This window comes from Thermosynechococcus sp. TG215 (genome assembly GCF_031583455.1).
Lineage (GTDB): Bacteria > Cyanobacteriota > Cyanobacteriia > Thermosynechococcales > Thermosynechococcaceae > Thermosynechococcus.
On record NZ_CP134178.1, the window covers coordinates 1,118,075 to 1,134,874 of the forward strand.

Annotated in this window: 17 protein-coding genes; 6 read left to right on the forward strand and 11 right to left on the reverse strand. The window is 53.1% G+C overall.

Annotated features, from left to right (window positions below):
- The first annotated feature begins 59 nt into the window (after positions 1 to 59).
- From RHJ02_RS05180 to aroB, 3 genes are read left to right on the forward strand one after another with little or no spacing between them, the layout of a single operon-like run.
- Complete coding sequence (locus RHJ02_RS05180) at positions 60 to 2,660, forward strand: glycogen/starch/alpha-glucan phosphorylase (RefSeq protein ID WP_206201370.1); 2,601 nt, start codon at positions 60 to 62, stop codon at positions 2,658 to 2,660.
- A 56-nt stretch (positions 2,661 to 2,716) separates the two neighbouring features.
- The gene (locus RHJ02_RS05185; RefSeq protein ID WP_206201371.1) at positions 2,717 to 3,982 is read left to right on the forward strand and encodes an AmpG family muropeptide MFS transporter; all 1,266 of its coding nucleotides are present in this window, start codon (positions 2,717 to 2,719) and stop codon (positions 3,980 to 3,982) included.
- A gap of 46 nt (positions 3,983 to 4,028) precedes the next feature.
- Positions 4,029 to 5,135 (forward strand): 3-dehydroquinate synthase, encoded by a 1,107-nt coding sequence (gene aroB / locus RHJ02_RS05190; protein WP_206201372.1) that lies wholly within the window; start codon positions 4,029 to 4,031, stop codon positions 5,133 to 5,135.
- Here the strand turns inward: aroB and RHJ02_RS05195 are convergent.
- Positions 5,132 to 5,365 (reverse strand): hypothetical protein, encoded by a 234-nt coding sequence (locus tag RHJ02_RS05195; protein WP_206201373.1) that lies wholly within the window; start codon positions 5,363 to 5,365, stop codon positions 5,132 to 5,134. The genes aroB and RHJ02_RS05195 overlap by 4 nt on opposite strands.
- Positions 5,366 to 5,622: 257 nt before the next feature.
- Here RHJ02_RS05195 and RHJ02_RS05200 point away from each other — a divergent pair, with 257 nt between their 5' ends.
- Positions 5,623 to 6,057 carry a hypothetical protein gene (locus RHJ02_RS05200; protein ID WP_206201374.1) on the forward strand — a complete coding sequence of 145 codons (435 nt, stop codon included), beginning with the start codon at positions 5,623 to 5,625 and terminating at the stop codon, positions 6,055 to 6,057.
- Here RHJ02_RS05200 and nusB read toward each other — a convergent pair.
- From nusB to RHJ02_RS05245, 9 genes are all read right to left on the reverse strand, one after another.
- Positions 6,036 to 6,674, reverse strand: coding sequence for a transcription antitermination factor NusB (gene nusB / locus RHJ02_RS05205; protein WP_206201375.1), 639 nt, complete (start codon positions 6,672 to 6,674; stop codon positions 6,036 to 6,038). The two genes, RHJ02_RS05200 and nusB, sit on opposite strands and share 22 nt — an antisense overlap.
- Before the next feature lie 24 nt (positions 6,675 to 6,698).
- Positions 6,699 to 7,370: a DUF502 domain-containing protein gene (locus RHJ02_RS05210; RefSeq protein ID WP_206201376.1), complete on the reverse strand. Its 672-nt coding sequence runs from the start codon at positions 7,368 to 7,370 to the stop codon at positions 6,699 to 6,701.
- 33 nt (positions 7,371 to 7,403) lie between these two features.
- Entirely contained in the window at positions 7,404 to 8,513 is a 1,110-nt protein-coding gene (locus tag RHJ02_RS05215; RefSeq protein WP_206201377.1) for a M48 family metallopeptidase, read from the reverse strand.
- A 43-nt stretch (positions 8,514 to 8,556) separates the two neighbouring features.
- Entirely contained in the window at positions 8,557 to 9,690 is a 1,134-nt protein-coding gene (dnaJ, locus tag RHJ02_RS05220) for a molecular chaperone DnaJ (RefSeq protein ID WP_310438430.1), read from the reverse strand.
- Between the two features lie 17 nt (positions 9,691 to 9,707).
- Complete coding sequence (gene dnaK / locus RHJ02_RS05225; RefSeq protein ID WP_206201379.1) at positions 9,708 to 11,663, reverse strand: molecular chaperone DnaK; 1,956 nt, start codon at positions 11,661 to 11,663, stop codon at positions 9,708 to 9,710.
- A 169-nt stretch (positions 11,664 to 11,832) separates the two neighbouring features.
- Entirely contained in the window at positions 11,833 to 12,372 is a 540-nt protein-coding gene (locus RHJ02_RS05230; protein ID WP_206201380.1) for a DUF2854 domain-containing protein, read from the reverse strand.
- Positions 12,373 to 12,385: 13 nt separating this feature from the next.
- A complete protein-coding gene (locus RHJ02_RS05235; protein WP_206201381.1) occupies positions 12,386 to 12,877 on the reverse strand; it encodes a YajQ family cyclic di-GMP-binding protein in 492 nt (163 codons plus the stop codon).
- Positions 12,878 to 12,879: 2 nt separating this feature from the next.
- A complete protein-coding gene (locus RHJ02_RS05240) occupies positions 12,880 to 14,166 on the reverse strand; it encodes an ABC transporter substrate-binding protein (protein WP_206201382.1) in 1,287 nt (428 codons plus the stop codon).
- Positions 14,167 to 14,308: 142 nt separating this feature from the next.
- The gene (locus tag RHJ02_RS05245) at positions 14,309 to 14,671 is read right to left on the reverse strand and encodes a hypothetical protein (protein ID WP_206201714.1); all 363 of its coding nucleotides are present in this window, start codon (positions 14,669 to 14,671) and stop codon (positions 14,309 to 14,311) included.
- A gap of 207 nt (positions 14,672 to 14,878) precedes the next feature.
- Between RHJ02_RS05245 and petB the strand changes: the two genes are divergently transcribed.
- A complete protein-coding gene (gene petB, locus RHJ02_RS05250) occupies positions 14,879 to 15,526 on the forward strand; it encodes a cytochrome b6 (RefSeq protein WP_011056639.1) in 648 nt (215 codons plus the stop codon).
- A gap of 106 nt (positions 15,527 to 15,632) precedes the next feature.
- Positions 15,633 to 16,118, forward strand: a complete 486-nt coding sequence (gene petD / locus RHJ02_RS05255) for a cytochrome b6-f complex subunit IV (RefSeq protein WP_011056640.1) — start codon at positions 15,633 to 15,635, stop codon at positions 16,116 to 16,118.
- A 57-nt stretch (positions 16,119 to 16,175) separates the two neighbouring features.
- On the opposite strand, the gene RHJ02_RS05260 is transcribed toward petD, so the two are convergent.
- Complete coding sequence (locus RHJ02_RS05260) at positions 16,176 to 16,706, reverse strand: NYN domain-containing protein (protein ID WP_206201383.1); 531 nt, start codon at positions 16,704 to 16,706, stop codon at positions 16,176 to 16,178.
- Positions 16,707 to 16,800 lie beyond the last annotated feature (94 nt).

Below are 16,800 nucleotides of genomic sequence, written 5' to 3' on the forward strand. Positions count from 1 at the left end.
ACAAATCTGTATTAGCCTTAAGTTAAGTGATTGCCGATTCCTTCAGAGCTACAGGTTGCATGAATAATTCCGCCACGCCCAACGGTCATCCTGTTCATTCAGTTTCCCACACCAACCCTACTGCCAACGACGAACACTGCGATTTGTATATCGAGAGCGATCGCACAGGGATGACCGTGCAAACCCTGAAGCGCGCCTTTGTTGATAACCTGCACTACATCCAGGGCAAGGATGCCATGTTTGCCACGCCCTACGATTACTTCATGGCACTGGCCTACACGGTGCGCGATCGCCTGCTGCATCGACGGATTAAAACCGCCCAAACCTATTTTGAGCAGGATGCCAAGGTGGTCTATTACCTGTCGGCAGAGTTTCTCATTGGTCGCTTGCTCCTGAATAATCTGATTAACGTCGGCCTCTATGAGCAAACCAAACAGGCCATGACCGACTTTGGCTTAGATCTCAATGAACTCATGGATCGCGAACCTGAACCAGGCTTAGGAAATGGCGGCCTAGGACGGTTGGCGGCTTGTTTCCTCGACTCCTTAGCCACCCTCGAAATTCCCGCCGTTGGCTACGGCATTCGCTACGAGTATGGGATTTTCGAGCAAATCATCACCAATGGCTGGCAGCACGAAGTCCCCGACAACTGGCTGCGCTTTGGCAACCCTTGGGAGATTGCCCGCCCCGACTACAATGTCGAAGTTAAGTTTGGCGGCCACACCGAAGCCTACACCGATGTCCAAGGGCACTACCGCGTGCGCTGGATTCCCAGTACCACCGTCTTGGGCACCCCCTACGATACACCAATTCCAGGCTATGGCAAAAATACGGTGAATACGCTCCGTCTGTGGAGTGCCCGCGCTGCTCAGGATTTTAATTTACAGGTCTTCAACGCCGGCGACTACACCCAAGCGGTCTCGGAAAAAACCTTTAGTGAGAATATCTCGAAGGTTCTTTACCCCAACGACAACACTCCCCAAGGCAAGGAGCTGCGCCTGCGGCAACAGTATTTCTTTGTCTCCTGTTCGTTGCAGGACATTATTCGCCTTTACCTGCGGCGGCACACCAGCTTTGATGCCTTCCCCGACAAAGTAGCCATTCAGCTCAATGATACCCACCCCGCCATTGGGGTGGCTGAACTGATGCGATTGCTGGTGGATGAGTACCAACTCCCGTGGGAAAAAGCGTGGGACATTACCCAGCGCACTTTTGCCTACACCAACCATACCCTGCTGGCGGAAGCCCTTGAACGCTGGTCGGTGGAACTTTTTGCGCAACTACTGCCGCGCCACCTTGAAATTATTTACGAGATTAACTACCGCTTCCTCAACGAGATTCGCCAACGCTATCCCGGCAACATTGCCCGCTTAGCACGCATGTCCTTGATTGAGGAAGGTCATCCCAAGCAGGTGCGCATGGCGCATTTGGCCTGTGTCGGCAGCCATACGGTCAACGGGGTCGCCGAACTGCACACAGAGCTGATCAAGCAGGAGCTGATGCGGGACTTCTACGAGATGTACCCCAACAAGTTCCAGAACAAAACCAATGGCATTACCCCCCGCCGTTGGCTATTGATGAGTAATCCCCGCTTGGCCAGCCTGATTACCGAAACACTGAAGAGCGATCGCTGGATTACCCACCTTGAAGACCTGCGCGGCCTAGAACCCTACGCCACGGATCCCGCCTTTCAGGCCAAGTGGCAGCAAATCAAGCAAGCCAACAAAGAACGCCTAGCGGAGTACATTTGGCGCCACAACCAGATTGAGGTGGATCCCTATTCCCTGTTTGACATTCAAGTGAAGCGGATCCATGAGTACAAGCGGCAGCACTTGGCGGTGCTCCACATTATTACCCTCTACGAACAAATCAAGGCCAACCCCAGCATTGACATTCAGCCGCGCACATTTATTTTTGGCGGCAAGGCAGCCCCCGGCTACTTCATGGCCAAGATGATCATCAAGCTGATCAATGCGGTGGGGGATATGGTCAACCATGATCGGGATGTCAATGGCCGTCTGCGGGTCGTGTTCCTCAGTAACTATTCCGTTTCCCTTGGGGAAATGACCTATCCTGCGGCTGATCTTTCAGAGCAGATCTCCACCGCTGGTAAGGAGGCCTCCGGCACCGGCAACATGAAATTTGCCCTCAATGGTGCCCTGACGATTGGTACTCTGGATGGGGCAAATGTGGAAATTCGCCAAGAGGTGGGGGCAGAGAACTTCTTCCTCTTTGGTCTGACGGCGCAAGAGGTAATGAGCCTGAAAGCTGAGGGCTACAATCCCTGCGAGTACTACAACAGCAACCCAATGCTCAAGAAAGTGATTGACAGCCTGATTTCCGACTACTTCAATCCACGGGAGCCGGGGCTATTTGAACCGATTGTCAGTTCCCTGCTCAACGAAGATCCCTATATGCTGTTGGCGGACTACCAATCCTATGTGGACTGTCAGCAACGGGTTGCCCAAGCCTTCCGCGAGAAGAGCCACTGGACACAGATGTCTATTCTTAATGTGGCGCGCATGGGCAAATTCTCTAGCGATCGCACGATTGCGGAGTACTGCAAAGACATCTGGCACGTCAAACCCGTCCCCGTTTCCCTAGATACCTGTCGGCCCGCTTTTCGCCCCAGCCGCATCAGTCAAGCCAGTAGTCTTTAGGTGACTGCCCCTTTTGCTCTACACTAGGGCAAGTCTCAAGCAGGGAAACGACATGAATGGCGGGAATCGGCGCAGCTCTACGGGTGTTTCAAAGTCGCAAAATGGCAGCACTGCTCTTGCTGGGCTTTTCCTCAGGGTTGCCCCTGTTTCTCACCAGCCGAACACTGCAAGCATGGATGACCGTTGAGGGCATTGACTTGACCGCTATTGGTCTCTTTAGCCTCGTGGGGTTGCCCTACTCATTGAAGTTTCTCTGGTCTCCCTTACTGGATCGCTATACGATTCCCTTTTTGGGACGGCGGCGGGGCTGGTTACTGCTCATTCAGGTGCTCCTCTTGGGGGCGATCGCCCTAATGGCGGTACAGGATCCCAGTACGAGCCTACGGCTATTGGCAGTGAATGCCTTCGCCATTGCCTTTTTGAGCGCCAGCCAAGATATTGCGGTGGATGCCTATCGTGCCGATGTCCTAGAACCCCTTGAAATGGGGGCGGGTGCAGGTATTTACGTCCTTGGCTATCGCATTGCGCTCTTGGTCACGGGTTCCCTAGCCCTGATTCTTGCCGATCAACTGCCTTGGCCCGTGGTTTACGTCCTGATGGCGCTGCTGATGCTCGTGGGCATGGTCACGACCCTTTGGGCACCGGAACCCGAAGTCCATCCCCCGGCTCCTCCTTCATTGGCACAAGCAGTGATTCGCCCCTTCCTTGATTTTTTCCAGCGCTACGGCTGGGGAACAGGGCTGATTATTCTGCTCTTTATCTGCCTCTACCGCTTGGGGGATGCGCTCACAGGGAACATGATGACCCCTTTCCTGTTGCAGCAGGGCTTTAGCCAAACCCAAATTGGTGCGGTGCAAGGGGGTGTCGGGCTGATTGCCACGATTGTTGGTGCCCTTGCCGGCGGGGCGGCCATCAGTCAAATCGGTATTCACCGTGCTCTTTGGATCATGGGGGGATTGCAAGCTTCTAGCAATGTCTCCTACTTTGTTTTGGCCAATGCCGGTGCCAATCCAACGGTGATGGTGGCCGCCATTAGTATTGATAACTTCTGTGCCGGACTGGCGATCGCTGCTCTGACGGCTCTTTTAATGAGCCTCTGCAACCCTCAATTTAGCGCAACGCAGTATGCCCTGCTCTCTAGCCTTTTTGCCTTTAGTCGAGACGTGCTAGCAGCCCCTGCGGGCAAAGCGGCAGAGATCATGGGGTGGCCGCTCTTTTTTCTCTTTACAATTGGCGCTGCCTTACCCGCACTTCTCCTCCTGCCGTTTTTTGCCCCTTGGCAAGCGAAGCCGGCCTTTCCCCGCCCCGGCAGTGATGACTGAAAATACTTAAAAATACTTAATGTAGTTGTCCCCAGCAAATCCGACAATGACGACGCTGATTCCCGTTCCCCTTGGTGAGCACGCCTACCGAATTGCCATTGGTGCCAACACACGGCGGCAGTTGCCTGCACTGTTGGCTGAATATACGCCCTTGACGCCGAAAGCCCCTGCCCTCATCGTTTCCAATCCGCAAATTTGGCGGCACTACGGCACGGATGTGCAAGAGGCATTAACGCAAGCGGGCTGGCAAGTCACCCCCTGTATTCTCCCAGCAGGGGAACGCTACAAAACCCTCAGAACCGTTGAAAAGATTTATGATGCTGCCCTGAGTCAGCGTTTAGAGCGGGGTTCTACGCTCTTTGCCCTTGGTGGTGGCGTCATTGGCGACATGACGGGCTTTGCGGCGGCGACTTGGCTGCGGGGGATTGCCGTGGTTCAGATTCCCACCAGTCTCTTGGCGATGGTGGATGCGGCGATTGGTGGGAAAACAGGGGTGAACCATCCCCAAGGCAAAAATCTCATTGGAGCCTTTCATCAACCTCGTCTTGTGGTCATTGATCCCGATGTTTTGGCAACCCTGCCCCCCAGAGAATTCCGGGCTGGTATGGCAGAGGTGATTAAGTATGGTGTGATTTGGGATACTGAGCTGTTTGATTTGTTGAGTCAGCTGCCGCGTTTGGATCGCATGGCTGCTGTGCCTGCTGAGCAGTTGCTTCAAATCCTACAGCGTTCCTGCCAAGCGAAGGTGGATGTGGTTAGCAAGGATGAGCGCGAAACCGGACTGCGGGCCATTTTGAATTACGGGCACACCATTGGCCATGCCCTTGAAAGTATGGGCAACTATCGCCTTTTGAATCACGGCGAGGCTGTGGCCATTGGCATGATTGCCGCTGGGGAACTGGCGGTGGCCTTGGGGTACTGGTCAGCAGAAGCCGCCGCTGCCCAACGGGCATTGATTCTCAAGGCAAAGTTGCCGACCACAATCCCGGCTTACTTTGATGTGGAGGGACTGCTGGCACTGCTACAGCATGACAAGAAGGTTCAGGCGCAACAGGTGCGATTTATTCTCCCCACCGCCATTGGCCATGTGGACATTTTTGATCAGGTACCGACCGACTTGATTCGGGAGACACTCCATCGCCTCCAAGCCTAGCTAGGGGGCGCCGTATCTAGCAGCGCTTTTTTGGTTGCTTTCAGTTCTTGCCAAAGGCGTTTAATTTGCTCATAGGCTTCCTGAGGGGAAAGCTTGCCACTGTTTTCGAGACTGGAAATGTAGCTCACTCGGGTCGCAAACTCCTGTAAGTTGGCATCAAATAAAAAGTTTTCGGGTGTAAACTCACCGTGGTAACGGCTGTAGGGATGTAAAAATTCGTATTTATTCATTGCTTACCTATCCTTTTTCTCAGGGGTTAACCTATTCTTAACTTCATTTTAACCATTTTCTCTCGGATAACTGTAGCTGCCGCAACAAAACAGTGATCTTGCTGGGGGCAAAACGGCGCTTTGTTAACAACTATGGGCAAAAGATTAAGCATTATTAACTTTGATTGATCAAATAAAGGAGACTTATCACACTACATATACAAGAGTGATCCCTTGCGATCGCCAGATATCAATGCTGTGATTTAGGAAATGGATAAATGATGCACGGACTCTCCTTGGCTCCCCGTTATCGCTTAGATGATGTTGATCCTTGGCTTCTGGGAATTGATCCCAGCCGTCATTATTGGCTGCAAGTCAATGGGGATCCCCAGCAGCGGGTGGCCATTCCGGGGGTCTGTGTCCAGAGCATCTCGGAACTACGGGAGATTATGGAGGCGGTGCGATCACTCCTACCGGGGCAGCAGTTGCAAATTCAGCGAGCAGCCACCTGTTTAGAAATTCACTGCGTGGCTGAAAATCTCTTGGCGATCGCCCACCCTGTTGCCGGTGCCCCTGTTTGGCATCTCTTTGATCGCGAAACCCTCGAAAGTTTAGTGATGAGTGCCCATCCCCACTGGCAATGTCGGCCTGAGGATGTGGAATTGGGGCGGCAGCAATTGTGGCAGTCGTTTCAGTTACCAGTGGCCGCTTGAGCCGTGTCAAGGGCCTCACTGATCCGCCGCAGCACACCATTGATAAAGCGATGACTACCTTGGTCGCTGTAGCGTTTGGCCAGTTCGATCGCCTCGTTGATGGCCACTGGCTTGGCCACGTCAAGATAGCGCATCTCTGCGACGGCCATTTCAATAATGGCGCGATCTAAGTGCGTCAGTCGCTCCAGTTGCCAATCCACCATTGAGCGATTCACCAGTTCTTGAATCTCCGTTTGGTGTCGCTGCAAACTGCGCAGTAGGGCGATCGCGTAGGCTTGAACTTCCTCTTGATGGGCAAAGTAGAGAATTTCGGGTAAATCGAGGGCAGCACCTATTTTGTTCAAGCCCTTTTCCGCCCGATTGAGGGCATCTTGAAGCACCATCTGTGCCTTTTCGAGGTGGGGCAACTGAAACTCGCTATGGTTGAGCAGTCGCTGACTTTCACTAAGTTCAGTGCCGGCCTGTTCGAGGGTATCGCGCACATCACTCGCCAGCGTCCGTACCGCCATCAGGATCAAGCTGCGGCAGTCACTTTCATCGAGCAGTTTCGGTTGGCGTAACACTTGAGCGGCACTGAGCAACGCCAATTCACGGGCAACACGACGAGCAGTAATCATGGGTAAATCCTCAAAAACGAGTTCTTAACGCAACGACGCAGGGGCGGGGGGCAGGGTCGAGGTCGGAACTGATCCCGGTGTAACAATCCCCCCGGAAATAATCAGCTTAAAGGCATCCTCGATCGAAATATCCAAATCTCGCACATCCCGCTCACTGGCAATCACATACCAACCGGTGGTGGGGTTAGGCGACGAGGGGATAAATAGACTCAACATTGGCTCGGAAAAGACCGTTTGCAATGAACCATTAATCGTGCCAGTGACAAAGGCCACGGCCCACAGACCCGACCGCGGGTATTCTACGAGCACCACTCGGCGAAAGCGATCGCGCGAGTCCCGCAGAATTGTCTCTAGGAGTTGTTGCAGCACCTTATAAATGGTGCCCGCCAAAGGGATGCGCTTGAGAATGCTCTCACCTGTGTTCAACAGCCACTGGCCAAAGATATTGCGTGCCATCAAGCCAATGAGCAAGATCCCTGTTAAGGGCACCAAAATCCCCACCGCCACATTGAGCAGATCCACCAACAGGGGGTGCCATGTTTTGAAGGGGTTCACCTGCTTAGGAATACGGGTGAGGAGATCCAAGACCCAACTGGAGACAGAAATCGATAGCCAAATCGTTGTTGCCAGCGGGATCACCACCAGCAGACCAGCAATGAGATCATTTTTAATTGCTTGTTGGAGTCGGTGCAACACAGATACTCGCACGAGCAGACTTCTGTTTCTAGCTTAGCGGTTGCTGCCACTGCGGTCACGGTGAAAGGCCAAACTGCTGTAGAGCATGAAGGCGGCATCCCAAGGACTGTCTTCACGGCGAAAGAGGTTAATGTGGGGGGGAATTTTACTCAGGAGTTCGCTAAAGTCCAAAGCAGTTTCAGCAAAACTGGTAAAGTCTTGCCACACGGGGCGATCGCCACAGTGCTGCTGCCACAGACTCGATAACTGCCGCCACTTCACCCATGAGGTATTTTGATCCAACTCCAGATCACTCTGGATCACCTCTGCCACTTGATTGAGGGGAATCCCTTGGTGAAACTGGTAACCGCCGCGATAAAAGCGCAGGATTTGATTTTGCTGAAACAGGTGAAGATCACAGCACTGGGCATGATCCTGAATTTGTTCTTTACGGGTGACTTTTCCTTGGCGATCGCGATCGAACACTTGCTCAAAAATCGGCAGCAACCCCTCTACCCGCTGGCTGACCTGTGACCAAGTAAACGTTAACTCCACTGGCTCTGGCGAGAGCGAACTGGTACACACCACACGCGGCTGTGGCTCCAAGGCCACAAAATAACGCACCTGCAAGACGGGTGTGGCTGTCAGTGCCTCAAAGGGGACACAAAAGAGGGTAAACCCCTGCTGTTTCAGTTCTTGGCAATAGACGGTGAGTTCCGCAAAATTGCCCGTGCGGATCAAACGCCAGCCCCGCGACGGAATCAACAGTCGCGCCGTGTAGGGGTCAATCTTAAACATGGTGGCCAAAAGACGGGCAAGGATCGTCCGCTGCTCAGAGGCAGCCACCCCCTCCAAAACCAGAAGGCCCTGCTGCTCGACTCCCACCACGGCATGGGTTGCTAAAATCGCCTGTTGCCGCTGCTGTTGGCGAATTTGCTCAATTTTTTCAAGGCCGCGCCGAGCCATTTGCGTCAGCTTGGGGCCACAGTTCAGCCGCAGTAATTGGCGAAAGTCTGACTCCGCCTCCTCTAGCCGCTCTGTCTTGAGATAGAGTTGACCTCGGCACAGGAGGACACGGGGGTCCTCAGGAGGCAAGGTGGCCAGCAATTTTTCTGCCTGTTGGAAATTTCCTTGATCCAGTGCTGTCAAAACCTCAGTCAGCATGGCCAGCGCCCCCAACGGTTTTTTCTATTTTAGGCAACGCGCCCTAACCACCAAATAAGCTGCCGAGGAAGCCCTCTAGACCGCCTTTGCCCATACGCTCGCCGCGAATCTTGGCCAATTTCTCCAGCAGTTCTCGCTCTTCATGGGTGATATGGGTGGGAATTTCGACATCAACGGTAATGAGGTGATCGCCCCGCGCCACGGGATTGCCCACACGGGGGACGCCTCGGCCTTCTAGGATTAACACCGTACCGGGTTGGGTGCCTGCGGGAATCTTCAGTTCTGCTTCGCCATCCACGGTACTCACGGGAATCCGACAGCCAAGAATCGCTTGCAGGTAGCTAATTTTAATCCGTGATAGGATGTTGTTGCCTTCGCGCTGAAACTCAGGATCGGGTTCGACAAACAGATACACATAGAGATCGCCGGGAGGGCCTCCGCGCAGACCGGCATCTCCTTCCCCTGAGACCCGCAGCCGGGTGCCATTGTCCACCCCCGCAGGAATCGTAATTTTCAATTTTTTGCTGACTTGGATGTGGCCTTGGCCGCCGCAGGCCTCACAGCGAGATTCAATCACTTCCCCCGAACCGCCACAGGTCGGACAGGTGGTCAATTGGGTAAAACTGCCGAAGGGGGTTCGTGCCGATCGCCGCACTTGACCGATGCCACCACAGGTACTACAAGTGACTGGCCGTGTGCCGGGTTTGGCCCCTGTGCCTTGACAGGTTTTACAGGTTTCCAAATGATTAATGCGAATTTCTTTCTCACCGCCAAACACCGCTTCGCGAAACTCGAGTTTGAGGTCATAGCGCAGATCTTCACCGCGGGTTGGCCCCTGCGACCGCCGCCCACTGCTGGTAAATCCACCAAATCCACCCCCAAAGAAGGTTTCAAAAATATCGGCGAAGCCGCCCATGTCACCAATGCCAAAGTCACTGAAGCCAGCAGCCCCGACGCCACTGACCCCGGCTTCACCAAAGCGATCGTAGTTGGCTCGCGCTTGGGGATCCGAGAGCACCTCGTAGGCGCGGTTGATTTCCTTGAACTTTTCTTCAGCGCCCGGTTCTTTGTTGACATCGGGGTGATACTTGCGAGCCAAGCGCCGATAGGCTCGTTTTAATTCTTCAGCATCCGCAGAGCGTGAGACACCTAAGATCTCATAGAAATCACGAGCCATAGCCACCGTTACCTAAATTAATCAACCGCTTCATAATCTGAAACAACTGTTTCTTCATTATCACTGATTATTGTGGCATCACTATCTAAAACTTGAGTGGCTTGGGAACTAATCGTAGCACCCCCCATTGTCGGGGTTGAGGTCATCATGGAACCGCCTGCGGTTTGTTGATAGACCACCGTTCCCAAGGTCACCAAGGCCTGCTGCAGGGCTTCCATCCGCTTGCGAATTTCATCGGGGGTAATATTGTCATCCACCATTGCTGCCTGCATACTCTGAACCACCGGCTCAATCCGTGCCCGTAGATCGGGAGTTAATGTGATGCCATGGTTTTTGATGGTTGATTCATAGCTGTACAGCAGGGCATCGGCTTGGTTGCGCAGTTCGGCAATCTCTTTCTTGATTTGGTCGGCTTGGGCATAAATCGTTGCCTCTTGGCGCATGCGCTCGATTTCCATACTGCTGAGGCCACCGCGATTGGTAATGCGCACACTTTGTTGGCGACCGGTGGCGCGATCGACGGCAGACACACTCAGGATACCGTTGGCATCAATATCAAACGTGACATCAATTTGCGGCACGCCGCGAGGGGCAGGGGCAATGCCCGTGAGCTCAAAGCAGGCCAGTTGTTTATTGTCTTTTGCCATCGGGCGCTCCCCTTGATAGACAGCAATTTCCACGACCGTTTGGCCATCGGTAGCGGTGGAAAAGGTCTGCGTCTTACTGGTGGGGAGGGTGGTATTACGTTCGATGATTTTGGTAAAGACACCGCCAAGGGTTTCCAACCCCAGAGACAGCGGGGTGACATCTAGGAGCAGGAGATCTTTGACCGTTGTTTCCTTGCCCAGAATGCCGCCTTGAATGGCTGCCCCTACGGCAACGGCTTCATCAGGATTAACGGAGCGATCGGGAGTTTTGCCACAGAATTCCTTCACCAACTGCTGAATGGCAGGAATACGGGTTGAGCCACCGACAAGTAACACCCGATCAATCTCTTGAACCGTCAAACCGGCATCGGCGATCGCCTGCTGCATGGGTTCGAGGGTGGCCTGAACCAAGTGGGCGCAGAGTTCCTCAAACTTACTGCGGGTGAGTTCCATTTCAAGGTGCTTAGGCCCTGTTTCATCAGCCGTAATGAAGGGCAGGTTAATGGAAGTGCTCAGGGTGCCCGATAACTCCACCTTGGCTTTTTCAGCCGCTTCGCGGAGGCGTTGCAGTGCCATTTTATCTTTCGAGAGATCGATCCCCTCCTGCTCCCTAAAACAGGCCAAGAGCCAATCAAGAATACATTCGTCAAAATTATCGCCCCCTAGGTGGTTATTCCCCGCTGTGGAGCGCACCTCAAAGACGCCATCCCCCAGTTGCAGAATCGAGACATCAAAGGTGCCCCCGCCCAAGTCAAAAACCAAAATGGTTTGATCTTGATCCTGCTTGTCGATGCCGTAGGCCAAGGAGGCCGCCGTTGGCTCGTTGATAATGCGCATTACCTCAAGGCCAGCGATCGCCCCCGCATCTTTGGTGGCTTGGCGTTGCGCATCACTAAAATAGGCTGGCACAGTAATGACGGCTTGGGTCACGGGTTCCCCCAGATAGGCTTCCGCATCCTGCTTCAGCTTTTGCAGGATCATGGCAGAAATTTCTTGGGGGGTATAGGTGCGATCGCGAATCTGCACATCCACCATGCCATCGCGACCCGGCACACAGGTATAGGGCACGCGCCCCCGTTCTTCAGCGGTTTCCTCCCAGCGGCGACCAATAAACCGCTTGATACTGAAAATCGTGTTCTCGGCATTGGTGACAGCTTGCCGTTTCGCCAGTTGACCCACCAACCGTTCGCCCGATTTGCCAAAGGCAACAATACTGGGGGTGGTGCGCCCACCCTCGGCACTGGGGATCACGACAGGATTCCCCCCTTCTAAGACTGCCACACAACTATTTGTGGTTCCAAGGTCGATGCCAATGACTTTACCCATAGCCGTAATCGCCGTTTCCAAAAATGCGTTGTCAGGAGGAGACTGCTTGCAAAAAAGTCTTACTCTTTAGGCTAGAATGCCGCAATGATGATGCTATCGTAACACCTGAATTCAGGGCAAAACGGTTTACCAATCATCTTAGGCAACTGGAACAGGGTTGACCACAGGCTTACTCGCGAATCAGCGCCACTGCCACACGGTTGTTTCCCTGATCCGTCATGCTTACCCGAATATTGGGGCCAAAGAATGTCTGCATCTTGGCTTGCTTCGATTGCCACACCTCAAGGGGAACCGCCGGGGAGTCAAATTCTAAAATTAATGTATAAGCACCGTCTGTTAAGGTCTCGGCGATCGCCACCAAGACAGGACGCTCGGCATCCGAGGGACTCAGACCTAAACTGGCCAATGTGCTATCTAAGTGTGCTTCTTGACCGTAACGATAACGGGTGACATCCTTACGGATTTGCGTTTGGGTGGGGGTTGCTTGGGCACGGCCAGCGATCGCCTCTGGGGTTGGGGCTTCACGATAGGGTACCGGTTTGAGTTCTGCCGCTTTGAGTGCCAAGCCGCCTAAGAGCAGGGGCACACCGTAGAAAAAGCCCGCTAGATTCAAGGTGGCATTCCCTGTGGCATAGGCCACCACTCCCACCACCGTCAGCAGTGAACCGACAATTAACCCCAACGTTCCCAGCGATACAGACCCCAACATGACCCTTTAACCCCTAGCGGTAGTTCGTAAATTGTAATGGCACGGGGTAATCCTCAGTTTTCAGGCGCTGGATCACTGCTTGTAGATCATCCTTTGATTTGGCACTGACCCGTACCACATCCCCTTGGATCGCGGCTTGCACCTTCTTAAATTCATTGCGGATAAGCTTGCTAATCTCTTTGGCTAGTTCTGAATTGATCCCGCGCCGCAATTTGATCAACTGTTTGACCCGTTGACCACCCGCTGCTTCCACAGGCCCATAGTCAAAAATTTTCAGAGACAACTGCCGCTTCGCCGCCTTCTGTTGCAGAATCGTTTGCACTGAATTGAGCGTAAATTCACTATCGGTGTGAATTGTCAGTCCCTCTTTTGTCAGTTCAAGGGTGGTCTGGGTATCCTTGAGGTCATAGCGGGCTTTGATCTCTCGCTCCGTTTGATCCACTGCATTGACCAGCTCTTGCCAGTCAAAATCACTCACAATATCAAAGGAAAATGTGCTTGCCATGCCTAGGGTTTTTGGGGATTCACTTGACCAATTACCTTTAATTTACCGTCATCAGTGACCTGCCAAATGTCATAGACCCCGACAACATCGCCATTTTCATCAATATCGACATTGCCACTGGCGCCTTGATAGTTGATTTCTTTGCCTTCCCGCAGTAAAGCCAGTCCCTTGCACACATCATCCACTTCTTCCCCCGGTGCGTTGGCCACATCGCGCAATTTGCTGCGAATCCCTTCACCCGTATTTTGTCCTGCGGCCTGTGCAGCTAGTACAAGGAGCGCGGCGGCATCCCAAGTCTGAGCACCAAAGGCCGGCAGATCGCTCCCTTTTTTAGCACGCCACAGTTCTCGCAGGCGACTCAGGGCTTGACCATCGGCGCCGGGAACGGTTCCCTTGGCACCGGCAATAATGTATTTGCCATCGGGAGTACGGCCCACTTGCTCAGGGAAACTTTCGGACTTGACGCCATCGGTGAGGAGAATGGCCACGTTTTGGGTGAGACCTTGCTCAAAGGCGGATTTCAGGAGCAGGCTACCCGTTTCCGGATACAAAATAGCCACCACCGCATCGGGGTTCCCGCTAAAAGCGGCAGCGGCTTCTGTTGTGAAGGTGGTTGCCCGCTCATCATAACGGGTGGGGCGGTCTTCATTGATCACGGTTCCCCCTAGGGCTTTGAAAGCGCGGGTAAATTCCTGCTCAAAGCTGCGGCCATAGTCATTGTTGATCACCACAGTGGCGACTCGTTGATACCCCTGTTCTTTGGCCAGTTGGGCAAGGGCTTGGGCTTGGTAATTATCGGGGGGAGCAGTGCGTGCCCAATAGCCGTTAAAGTCTCCTTTCTTGGCGCGTTCAGTCAGGAGTGTACTCGTACTGCCGGGGGAAATTAGCATCACTTGACCGCGGGTGGCAATATCGGCGGCGGCATTGGAGACACTACTGCCAAAAGAACCAACGACTCCGGCAACTCGGTCAATCTCCACCAACTTCGTCATCGCTTCTGCCCCAGAGGCAGGATTGGATTGATCATCAGCAGCAATAAGCGTGACGGGCTGGCCATTAACACCACCACAGGCATTCACCGTTTCCACCAGCAGGGGGACAACTTCAGCTATAGGGGTTCCCACCGAGGCTAAGTCGCCGGTTGAGGGCAACAATGAGCCAATCCGCAGCCCCTCACCCGTTGGGGTTGTGGTGGTGGTGTCTGCCTCGCAGGCGCCAATGGTAAAGAGGAGGAGTAATCCTGCAAAAATCTTGGCAGCTGCCCATCCGCTTGACGGCTTCTGACCCATAGCTATACACCCTCACAATTTGTCAGCATGCTACTGCAACTGCGGGAATCTTGCAATGCGCAGAGAGGATACCCTGCACAAAAAAAGGGGCATTCCCACATCAACAGCCCCTTTACATCCAATGCTCTGTGGATGAGGTTTCCTAGGTAGAGGGACGAACTTGCCGCGCCATATTCAAGAAGGCAGCCATATTAGCCCCCGGACGACGCCGCGCAAAACGGGTGTAGGGAACACTGGGGGTGACAGGGGTGGGGGTGGGTTCTGCGGGAGCTGTGGCAACGGGGGTGGGTGCGGCGGCAACGGGTTGAGCGGGTTGAGGAGCAGGAGCAGGTTCAGGGGTCGAGGCAGGTTCTGCCGCTTTAGTAGGGGTTGGCGGTGCAGCAGGGGCAGCCGTGCTCTTATCTAATTCAATGTAAAACTCGCCCTTTTTGCCCAAACCAAAGAGTTTCGCGATTGCCCCCAATAGGCCAAAAATCGCACCAAAGAGTTTCTTCAACAGATTCATCTCAAAGCCTCCCAAGCGGTCGTTGTGAGTAAGGTAGCAGAGGAGACAGCCCCAAGTTAGCATCCTGAAGCTGTTGAGACTTTATTATCGGACGCTCGGTGGCGCCAATCAACCTGAGAGTGCCGGTAACTCAATATGGAAAGTCTGAGAGGGCATATGTTACATTTTTCAAAGTAAAGCAGCGGTTTCGCAGGACTAATCACTGTTATGAACAAAGTTTACGACTGGTTTGAGGAACGCCTCGAAATTCAGGCGATCGCTGACGACATCACCAGCAAATATGTGCCGCCTCACGTAAACATTTTTTACTGTCTGGGTGGCATTACCCTCACCTGTTTTTTAATCCAATTTGCCACGGGCTTTGCCATGACGTTTTACTACAAACCGACGGTGGCTGAAGCCTTTGCCTCTGTGCAGTACATCATGAATGAGGTCAACTTTGGCTGGTTGATCCGCTCCATTCACAAGTGGTCGGCCAGCATGATGGTCTTGATGATGATTCTGCATGTCTTCCGCGTCTATCTTACCGGTGGCTTCAAGAAACCCCGCGAACTTACTTGGGTGACGGGTGTGGTCTTGGCGGTGATTACCGTCAGCTTTGGGGTCACGGGCTACTCCCTGCCTTGGGATCAAGTGGGCTATTGGGCGGTCAAAATCGTTTCCGGTATCCCTGCGGCGATTCCCGTGGTGGGCGATCAACTGGTGGAACTAATGCGCGGTGGTGAAAGTGTCGGTCAAGCCACACTCACTCGCTTCTATAGCTTGCACACCTTTGTGCTGCCGTGGTCGATCGCCGTCTTTATGCTGATGCACTTCCTGATGATTCGCAAGCAGGGCATTTCGGGTCCCCTGTAAGCCAAGCATCAAGAAATGTAACAGAGCCTGCTCTTTTCGGCGGTTCCACTTGTTATGCTCCAAGTAATCTCCCCCCTTGCTGACCCTCTAGGAGAACGATTCATTTATGGCAAAAGTTTTGAAAAAGCCTGATTTAACGAATCCGGCGCTGCGGGCAAAACTGAAAAAAGGCATGGGCCACAACTACTATGGCGAACCCGCTTGGCCCAATGACCTGCTCTATATCTTCCCCGTGGTGATTATGGGCACGATCGCCCTTGTGATCGGTCTAGCGGTGATGGATCCTGCCATGGTCGGTGAGCCAGCGGATCCCTTTGCCACCCCCTTGGAAATTTTGCCGGAGTGGTACCTCTATCCCACCTTCCAGATTTTCCGGGTGGTGCCCAACAAGCTGCTGGGGGTGCTCATGAATGCCTCCATTCCCTTGGGCTTGATGCTGATTCCTTTCATTGAAAGTGTCAACAAGTTCCAGAATCCTTTCCGTCGTCCTGTGGCCATGACAGTCTTCCTCTTTGGCACATTGGTGACGCTATGGCTGGGGATTGGTGCTGCTTTCCCCTTGGATAAGTCGCTGACTCTCGGCCTGTTCTAGGCATCTTAAGAAAACACCTCATTTGCTTGCGCATCTGGCGATCGCTGGGTGCGCTTTTTAGTTGGGATTTTGCGAGTCAGTTTTTTCAATAAAGGGCCGAATTTCGTTCAAATCAATGTAGCGATCGGTGGCATTGCGCAGCTCACGGGCAATCATGCCTTCGGTGGAAACAACCGTAATGTGGGTGTTTTTGGAGCGCAGGAGTTCGATCGCCCGCTCAAAATCGCCATCGCCACTAAAGAGAACGACGCGATCGTACTGACCGACGGTGTTGAACATATCAATCACAATTTCAATGTCTAAATTGGCCTTTTGGTAATACTTGCCTAGGGTCTCGTCGTAATATTCCTTCAACAGTTTTGTGCGCACCGTATAGCCAAGGTTAATGAGGGCATCGCGAAATGAACGCTGATCTTGCATGTCCTTGAGGCCGGTGTACCAAAAGGCATTCACCAATACAATGTTGGGATCACGGGTGAAGAATTCGAGAACACGACGGGGATCAAAAAACCAGCCATTTTTCTGCTGGGCATAGAACATATTATTCCCATCGATAAAAATTGAGAGCCGTTCTTGATGGGGAAGCATAATTAGGGAGAACCTATAGATCAGTGATGTATGTGTAATAGAAGAACCGTTGATAGAAGTTTGAATAGGCGATGGATTTTATACATTCTATAGG